Source organism: Methylophaga thiooxydans DMS010 (assembly GCF_000156355.1).
GTDB lineage: Bacteria > Pseudomonadota > Gammaproteobacteria > Nitrosococcales > Methylophagaceae > Methylophaga > Methylophaga thiooxydans.
On record NZ_GG657906.1, the window covers coordinates 139,905 to 146,724 of the forward strand.

Consider the following 6,820-nt stretch of genomic DNA (forward strand, 5'->3'; position numbering starts at 1 on the left):
AACAAAAACTTTTCAATGGATTCTGAAAACTGTGATCAAGATATGGAAATAACCTCATCTCCAAATAAACACGCTTTGAACAAGGCAATATTTCCTATTGTCGGCTCGTTTCTATTCATTCCAAAACAAGTATTCCCTCTATTTTTTTCACATTTACAAACACTTAACGATGGTCGAGCCTTTCTTCATAAAGAATTAAAAGGCCGCCCGATAATATTTATTATGAGGCCAGAGGCCTCATTAACAGGCTGTTAGGGAATAAAATGACATCAAACACCGTATATTCAATTGAGCCATCACCAGACGGTGATTACTTGATTGATTTGGCACAAAAGCTATCAAGTGATGGTTTTAGCCTCTCCTATACTGATAAAGAAATACTGCTGATGACAGAAATTAAACAGGTTCTTCTTGAAAAAGGAGCAACATCAATATTGTCTCAGCAATTGCTCACGGAAGAGGTCCTTCCTGATAGCACACCAAGAAATGCAGTCCTTGACACCCTTAAATTCAAGTTGAATCGCTGCAGTCCCAGCAATTCATTGCACATAATCGACCCATATTTATACCCGTCGAAGTATGATCAGGATTATCTTAATGATTTCGTTAGCATATTTCAGGGGACAATCAAGGCGTGTGGTCACTTGTATATATGTACACTTCAAAACCGTAATGTAAATTTGGAACAGCAAATCGTAAGTCAAATACAGAGCATAAATCCAAACATATCTATCAACACAAAATATTCAAATGTTTTTCACGATAGGTTCTGGATCGCTGATGAAGAAAGAGGTGTTTTTGTTGGAACGTCTCTTAATGGTGTAGGGCGTCGTTATGCTGTAATTGACTATTTGCAAGAAGAAGATGCAAAAGAAATTGTTACCAGATACAACCAAATTCCCTAACAAGGCAAATGCACTCGGACGCCAAAAAGCGCCGCTGCGCTCTCTGCTTTCTGGCTCCGGTGATTTGCGGCGTTATGTGGCATAGGGAGCGATCATGAATTCAGCCGTCGCGAAGCAAATTGCTGATCTTCTCAATAGCGAAAACCAGTTAGTTGTCGCCTATACCGAGAAAAAAGTCATGGAGAATGGCGAAACATACCTCTATGAACTTGGTGAGAGCAATGAGGTGCTTTCTTGTATCGAGTGTAAGAGAGTTCAATGGTATCAATATGAAGTGTGCCACCTGACTGTGAATCCGAAGCATCGAGGAAATGGGCACGGAAAAAGCATACTAAATAAAGCGATGGAGCACGCCAAAGAGAATGGTGGGCGCATCGTTCAATGCACTATCCGAGAAAATAATGCGGAAAGTTCGGGGCTTTTTGAAACTGCTGGCTTCCATAAATCCTCTGTATTTTTTTATCCAAATAGTGGTAACAATGTTTGTGTATGGCAGAGGGTTGTTAGTGCTGCCACATAACCATGCAATTAAATTCGCTCCCTGCGGTCACCGGACGCTCGTTCTTCGCGCCGTTTATTGAGAGCGTTAGAGTTCAATGAGCAGAGCTAGGAGAAGAATGAACAAATATCATATTGCCTTGTCTTTTGCGGGCGAAGATAGAGAGTATGTTGAGGAGGTGGCAAATCATCTCCGAGCTTCAGGCGTTGACGTTTTCTATGATCTTTTTGAAGAAGAGGATTTGTGGGGAAAGAACCTGTATGAACACCTAACGTCTGTTTATCGTGATCAAGCACTTTTTACAGTGATGTTCGTTTCGCAATTTTATGTGGAAAAGTTGTGGGGGAACTTAGAAAGAAAAAGCGCTCAGGCTAGAGCATTTAGAGAAAGCAGCGAATATATTCTTCCTGCAATGTTCGATACATATGTAGAGGTTCCAGGGATGCTGGAAACTACAGGATACATCGACCTGAATAAAAAAACTCCAGGAAAGCTTGCAGAGTTAATCGTTCGTAAACTTACAAAATCTGGCGTTACTTTAGAGGGGCAGAACGCTTACTCTGAGAATGTTAAAGCGGATGTGGACTATCCAGTAAAGGCTAAAGGAAAAATAGGTAGAATAATTGAAAAGCTAAAATCTTATAACTGGTACACACAAAGCCCTGCGATATCGGACATCATGTCACTGGATTGGAGCAAGTTGTCTTCAGACGATGCGTTTGTCTTGGGGCGCAATATTTATCAATGTGCCTGTGGGGGAGAGAATAGAGCAAAGGAAATACTAGATAATCTCCGTAAAGAGCTTGCATCCCTTCCTGAAGAAAGAGCTATTGATTTGGTAAATGGTATGTTTTTCGAGGTGTATTTCAACTCTGAAGGGGAATTTCGAGGTTCTGATCTAAAAAGCAGGAAGCTTCCAAACTTATTAAAAATACAAAATGTTAAGAAGTTTTCGCCAAGTATATCTTTTATCAGGCGTGCACTGGAGCCTTATAAGGCTGAGCTTCCATTTCGTCCCAATACACAGCCTGAGACTTTGCAAATTAAAATAAAGGTAAAGAAAGCTGATCCGCCAACTGTAAGAGCTATGACAGCAAATGGGTTTGATATCCTTAGTTCTGATGAAGATCCAAGTGGCAGCTTCTGGAAATTATCATATAAGGGGTTCACGCTTAAGACGCTAAAGAAGCAGCTGTCTAGCGAATGGGGAATTCCAGATAAGCAGATCGATATATCTGTAACTAAGGGATTTTCCGAGGATGATGAGTTACGGTTACCAGAGGGGCACTGTATAAAGTGGCCTTCCCCCTAAAATGCAAGGAAACTCTAACAATGCCATAAACTCGGATGTCAAAAAGCTGCGCTTTTTGCCGCCAGTTATGGCTAGCGTTAGGCATACACATGAATTGTGCACACGACAAAATTGAAGCTGCACTGGATAGATGGCAAGAAAGCCATTGGTATCTTCATCAAATCGAAGGTAACTATCATGATTCCGATGCTCTCAGGTACTCAATGAATGCGTTTATACGATCATTGAGGGAAATTCCCGACATGATCACTATGGCGCTTCAAAATGAAGACAGTTTTCCTGAGTGGCATAAGCCAGTTAAAGCGGAATTGGAATTAAATGATCCACTTTTCTCAAAAATAATCCAACACCGTCGTCATATTGTTCACAAGTCGATGTTAAAGCCTGAAAGTAAAGCTTTTGTGGCATCTATCAGGGGATATACGATCAAGATGCAATTTGGCTTCTATGTTGACCCCTTTGAAGATAGTGATCTCGCAATTAAGAGGTTTATCGAGTTTTCTAAGAAAGAGCCAATATTAATGCAGGCATTAGCGCCAGACGAAATTCAGGTTTTAGCCTTAATTAGAGAGTGGCATATTGAAGGTTTTGATGAAGAGATCATTGAGTCATTCCGTAATGCTTGGATAAGAGTAACAACTTACTTGTCAGATATCTTAGAGTTCTTTGGTGAAGAGCGCTTTCCAGAGGGTTTGCCGCCTTGCTTTAGGGAAATTAGAGACTTTAGGTATAAAAAATACCATGGCCTGTTTCAAGAATCCCAAACAGATGCCTAACAAAGCCAGCCAGAGGGGCAGCCAAACCGCTGCTGGCGGCGTTAGGGCTCGCATCAGACTTAGGAGTAACAAATGAGTTTTCAAGGGCATAGATCTATTTCTCGTCCAGATGGATCGACAAAAGCTGGATGGGAGACCTATACATGCGGGTATTGCGCGACAAAAGTAAGCGGTGCTGTTGCCGCTCGATATGATTGGCAAGATATCGCAACAAATAGATACTCAAACAAGTGGCTGTTATGTACCAATTGCAGTAAACCATCCGCAAAAAATTAATAATTCAGTTTTCGCCGGAACTCCTTTTGGACCAACTATTGACGGGCTTCCTGAAGAAGTTCTTGAGTCATACAGTGAAGCCAGACGCTGCATGGAAGTGAATGCATATACCGCGGCTGAACTCATTTGCAGAAAGATTCTAATGCACGTTGCAGCCGATAAAGGAGCTGATGAAGGAAAGTCATTTGCAGCATATCTCACCTAGTTTAGAAGAACAGGGTTATGTAACATCACCCATGAAGGGATGGGTTGACCTTATTCGACAGCATGGAAATAAATCAACGCACAAGCTTGATAGTCCAGAAAAAAAACGTGCACAAAGTACAGTAATGTTTAAGGCTGAACTGTTGAGGTTAGTTTATGAAATGGAATTCATGGCCAATAAATTCACAAATGAATAGCCCTAACAAGGCAATGAAAAATCGCCCACAAAAAACGTGGGCTGGACTCGCTATCGCTTGCCTTTTATTGCTGCGTTAGCTGCTAGAAAATGGGGACATTGATCGATGTTCGATACAGTGCGGAAGGAATAAGCCGTCACCCTTAATAGTTGAGTGCTGCGCATGAATGAAAGAAAAATCGGCGTTGTTGGCTGGCTAATAATGACCCTGCTCGCTTGGCTCGGCTTGGCTGGCTTGAGCGATGCTATTGTGGAGTGGCAAGACTGGTTCGAGCAAGACGTGATGGAGCACTGGCGCTTTGTCAAAGGATGGGTGATTACGAGACTCCTATGGTGGGTGCCATTTATAGTGCCATCTTGGTTCATCGATTATTTGGTTATTTCAATGATTGTCGTCCGCAACTCTCCTATCCCAAGATGGAATGAACATTGGCGCTTTGGGCCCGCAGAAGCCATGGAAACCTACGGCTACATACCCTTCACGTGGAAAATGGAATGGATGATGAGTCATGTCTTTATGAGGTTTCCGCGTCTCGTTCTTCTTTTTCTAATGTGGCCGATCGCTCTGCCGTGGCTACTGATTGAAGTAATAACGGGCAAAACGCTCGCCACTGACCTCGATCTCCGAAAACGAAGATCGGCGGTGGTAAGTTGGCTGATCGGTATAGCTTGGTGCTTAGTCAGCTTCATCCCAGTACTTTTCGCTCTATCTACCGTGCTTTACAAGCATGGATAAGGCCAAACCGAACGCTCAAGCTGGCAAAATAATCAATGGGGGTCAGAGTGTTTGATTTTACAAAAGCAGAAAAATACTAGGACTTACAAACATGACAACTCTGGTGGTAGGGGCAAGTGGTGCGACTGGACGACTGCTCGTGCAGCAGTTGCTGGATCGTGGGCAGACAATCAGAGTAATCGTGAGATCGCCTGCTAAATTTCTCGAAACTGTTGGAGTTCATGAGCGTTTATCTGTGATTCAGGCTACCGTTTTGGATTTGAGTGATGCAGAACTCGCTCAACATGTAAGCGGATGCGATGCTGTTGCCTCATGTTTGGGCCACACATTGAGCTTCAAAGGGCTCTTTGGAAAACCTCGGCGACTTGTTGCCGATGCCACACAACGGTTATGCGATGCAATCAAGGCGAATAACCCGAGAAGTCATGTTAAATACGTGCTCATGAATACGACAGGGAATAGAAATCGTGATCTAGCAGAGTCCATATCGTTTGCAGAAAAGTGTGTTGTTGGCTTGATTCGATTGTTGATACCGCCACATTCAGACAACGAACATGCCGCTGAGTATTTGCGAACCAATGTCGGTAGGAACAACGCAAGTATAGAGTGGGCTGTCGTTCGTCCCGACAGTCTCAGCGATGAGGAGGCTGTCACGGATTATGAACTTCACGAATCTCCCACCAGAAGCGCAATATTTGATCCGGGTGTGACCAGTCGAATTAATGTCGGCCACTTCATGGCTGACTTGATTACTGATGACGCCGTGTGGAGCGAATGGAGGGGGCAGATGCCGGTGATTTACAATGTTGTCTAACAAGCCTCTCAACACGGTTCTCGCTGCGTAGCCGCATCACCGATTAGCTTAGCGTTAGTAACTGTAACGTCATGGATAGACTTTCAGCAGTCGAAGTAACTCTAAAATCTGGAAGCTTAATGGGGTCAGTCACGATTACTAGTAACAAATTTATTGTGATTGCAAAGCATTATATTCAGCTTTGATGGTTTCTAATGCTGGTGGAATGGCATCACAGTGTGAGACGTCACCTGAGCATTTAATGCATTGATAGGCTTTCCAGCCTGCTGCGATATATTCTTCTTTATTAGGGCTTTCGATGCGGTTGGCAATACCGATGGTGGCTCTGGCACGGGTGCCGACATAACCATATTCACCTTCACAAAAACGTAATTGCTGTGGGTCTTCAGCAACTTTGGCGTCGTAGCTGTTGTGGATTTCATGACCAACCTGATTCAGGTAATGCAGTTCTGAGTAAAGCTTTTGTAAAGTGTCATCGCTATGACGGTAAACATTACCGCCGGCGATAGCAGTAACCGAAAAGATGATGCTTACTAAGAATAGGCTGAGTTTCATTTAACGCTCCAATAAGTACGTACTTATAGTCAAATGATAACCTAATTAGTTCGTTTGTCAGAAAAATGCCGATAACTCGATGAAAAACCTCGACGCAACACTAACAACACGCAAGCCTTGAAAAAGTATCCACATTTCAGAAACGGTATAAAAAAGCCCTGTTTTACGCTAATGGTGTTTATTTTTCCGTGCTAGAGAGTGTGCTGGAAATACCCAGAAAGAGGGCATTTTGTTGTGGTCTTTAGCACTGTGATGACGCATGGAAATCAGCTTTGTGGGAAGATGGCCTAACACTAGATAACGATGATAGCTAAATAGTGATTTTGTAATGATTTATTACAGAAGTGTGGCTGTAATGTGGCGTTATTGCTAGTTGTCGGGGCGGCTATGCTTTTTAGACTGGAAAATTTTTTTGTGATCTAAAACCATATTTGTGTGAGTAAAACAAGGCTTTTTGAGATAAAAATAATCGTGTTGAGCTAAGTGATTGATCTTGGTTTTTGCGAAAAAACTAAGCTATTTTGTCAACCCCTTTTTTTGTGCTGTT

General features: G+C 42.7%; 9 protein-coding genes. 8 read left to right on the forward strand and 1 reads right to left on the reverse strand.

Annotation, left to right across the window (positions count from 1 at the left end; all coding sequences use genetic code 11):
- The first annotated feature begins 263 nt into the window (after positions 1 to 263).
- The 8 genes from MDMS009_RS14465 to MDMS009_RS14500 all read left to right on the forward strand — a co-directional run bounded on the left by MDMS009_RS14465 (position 264) and on the right by MDMS009_RS14500 (position 5,718).
- The gene (locus tag MDMS009_RS14465; RefSeq protein WP_008292252.1) at positions 264 to 905 is read left to right on the forward strand and encodes a hypothetical protein; all 642 of its coding nucleotides are present in this window, start codon (positions 264 to 266) and stop codon (positions 903 to 905) included.
- A gap of 94 nt (positions 906 to 999) precedes the next feature.
- Positions 1,000 to 1,425: a GNAT family N-acetyltransferase gene (locus MDMS009_RS14470; RefSeq protein WP_008292238.1), complete on the forward strand. Its 426-nt coding sequence runs from the start codon at positions 1,000 to 1,002 to the stop codon at positions 1,423 to 1,425.
- A 97-nt stretch (positions 1,426 to 1,522) separates the two neighbouring features.
- Positions 1,523 to 2,716, forward strand: a complete 1,194-nt coding sequence (locus tag MDMS009_RS14475; RefSeq protein ID WP_043888401.1) for a toll/interleukin-1 receptor domain-containing protein — start codon at positions 1,523 to 1,525, stop codon at positions 2,714 to 2,716.
- A gap of 89 nt (positions 2,717 to 2,805) precedes the next feature.
- Positions 2,806 to 3,492: a hypothetical protein gene (locus tag MDMS009_RS14480; protein WP_154647055.1), complete on the forward strand. Its 687-nt coding sequence runs from the start codon at positions 2,806 to 2,808 to the stop codon at positions 3,490 to 3,492.
- Between the two features lie 172 nt (positions 3,493 to 3,664).
- Complete coding sequence (locus MDMS009_RS14485; protein ID WP_237700541.1) at positions 3,665 to 3,973, forward strand: hypothetical protein; 309 nt, start codon at positions 3,665 to 3,667, stop codon at positions 3,971 to 3,973.
- On the forward strand, positions 3,939 to 4,169 hold the full coding sequence (locus MDMS009_RS16790; RefSeq protein ID WP_081443642.1) for a DUF4145 domain-containing protein: 231 nt from the start codon (positions 3,939 to 3,941) through the stop codon (positions 4,167 to 4,169). The genes MDMS009_RS14485 and MDMS009_RS16790 overlap by 35 nt, the downstream gene beginning before the upstream one ends.
- 162 nt (positions 4,170 to 4,331) lie before the next feature.
- A complete protein-coding gene (locus tag MDMS009_RS14495) occupies positions 4,332 to 4,904 on the forward strand; it encodes a hypothetical protein (protein WP_043888404.1) in 573 nt (190 codons plus the stop codon).
- A 91-nt stretch (positions 4,905 to 4,995) separates the two neighbouring features.
- Positions 4,996 to 5,718 (forward strand): NAD(P)-dependent oxidoreductase, encoded by a 723-nt coding sequence (locus MDMS009_RS14500; protein ID WP_008292053.1) that lies wholly within the window; start codon positions 4,996 to 4,998, stop codon positions 5,716 to 5,718.
- 150 nt (positions 5,719 to 5,868) lie between these two features.
- On the opposite strand, the gene MDMS009_RS14505 is transcribed toward MDMS009_RS14500, so the two are convergent.
- Positions 5,869 to 6,273 carry a hypothetical protein gene (locus MDMS009_RS14505; protein WP_008292231.1) on the reverse strand — a complete coding sequence of 135 codons (405 nt, stop codon included), beginning with the start codon at positions 6,271 to 6,273 and terminating at the stop codon, positions 5,869 to 5,871.
- Between the last annotated feature and the right edge of the window lie 547 nt (positions 6,274 to 6,820).

What these genes read in the sequence shown, in the direction of transcription:
- MDMS009_RS14465 (WP_008292252.1), top strand. Translation starts at nt 264, where the DNA reads ATGACATCAAACACCGTATATTCAATTGAGCCATCACCAGACGGTGAT.
- MDMS009_RS14475 (WP_043888401.1), top strand. Translation starts at nt 1,523, where the DNA reads ATGAACAAATATCATATTGCCTTGTCTTTTGCGGGCGAAGATAGAGAG.
- MDMS009_RS14500 (WP_008292053.1), top strand. Translation starts at nt 4,996, where the DNA reads ATGACAACTCTGGTGGTAGGGGCAAGTGGTGCGACTGGACGACTGCTC.
- MDMS009_RS14480 (WP_154647055.1), top strand. Translation starts at nt 2,806, where the DNA reads ATGAATTGTGCACACGACAAAATTGAAGCTGCACTGGATAGATGGCAA.
- MDMS009_RS16790 (WP_081443642.1), top strand. Translation starts at nt 3,939, where the DNA reads ATGAAGGAAAGTCATTTGCAGCATATCTCACCTAGTTTAGAAGAACAG.
- MDMS009_RS14470 (WP_008292238.1), top strand. Translation starts at nt 1,000, where the DNA reads ATGAATTCAGCCGTCGCGAAGCAAATTGCTGATCTTCTCAATAGCGAA.
- MDMS009_RS14495 (WP_043888404.1), top strand. Translation starts at nt 4,332, where the DNA reads ATGAATGAAAGAAAAATCGGCGTTGTTGGCTGGCTAATAATGACCCTG.
- MDMS009_RS14505 (WP_008292231.1), bottom strand. Translation starts at nt 6,273, where the DNA reads ATGAAACTCAGCCTATTCTTAGTAAGCATCATCTTTTCGGTTACTGCT.